Source organism: uncultured Algibacter sp. (genome assembly GCF_947487605.1).
Classification (GTDB): Bacteria; Bacteroidota; Bacteroidia; order Flavobacteriales; family Flavobacteriaceae; genus Algibacter_D.
Window position 1 is genome coordinate 1 of record NZ_CANKXK010000056.1, and the last position, 808, is coordinate 808.

The following is an 808-nucleotide window of genomic DNA, read 5'->3' on the forward strand; positions in this document are numbered from 1 at the left end:
TCCTGTTTTGTTACATCTGATTTTCCTGCGGAAAATCCTCGCACACAAAACCGCACTAATCTTATACATAAACGTTGCCATTCATTGGCAGAATGAACTCAAACTGAAATAAAAATGAACGAAAAATGAAATCAATACTTTTAAAATCACCAGAATACTACTTTATAATTTTAGCGATTTTGGCTGGATACTCACCGCCATTTTATATTAATCCAATTTTTATTGGAATTGTGGGAATCTTAGTTCTTCAAATATTTTTTAAAAATAGAATTTCAGGACTGACTTTCGGGATTATTTTCTTTCTAATCAATCTTTATTTTCTCGGAGCAGTAATCTCTGAATTTAGTGAATTCAACGAATTTAATTCTAAAGCGAAGCAGTTGATTTTTGTCGGTTCGGGTATTTGGACTCTGAATTTATTTTTTGTGTTAATTATGATTTATAAATATTTAAATGGCTCTTCGAAAAGAAACTTGGAATTAAAAACAGAATAGCCATTGCAAAACGGAATTAAATGACAGAAAATATAAAAGAATTACTCACTCTAACTCTGAAAAATTAAAGACGAAACCGAATCAAATAATGTGAACTCTGGAAAAACAACGAAATGGCAACATTGTATATAAAAAATTGCTATTTTGTGCTTAACCAATGTGAGTTGCTTTGTTTGCTTGCTTCTGATTTTCCTTTGGAAAATCCTCGCACACAAACACGCAACTTTCCATATACGTAACCGTTGGGTTTAATAAGCCCGACTTTTGGATCTTCCCAGGTTTATTGTAACAATCGAAAATATAGGATCAATAGT

General features: G+C 31.4%; 1 protein-coding gene. It reads left to right on the forward strand.

Annotated features, from left to right (window positions below; translation table 11 throughout):
• Window positions 1-125: 125 nt before the first annotated feature.
• Window positions 126-494 (forward strand): hypothetical protein, encoded by a 369-nt coding sequence (locus tag Q0739_RS14910; RefSeq protein WP_298239532.1) that lies wholly within the window; start codon window positions 126-128, stop codon window positions 492-494.
• Window positions 495-808 lie beyond the last annotated feature (314 nt).

Coding starts and splice junctions, on each gene's coding strand:
- Q0739_RS14910 (WP_298239532.1), top strand. CDS start 126: ATGAAATCAATACTTTTAAAATCACCAGAATACTACTTTATAATTTTA.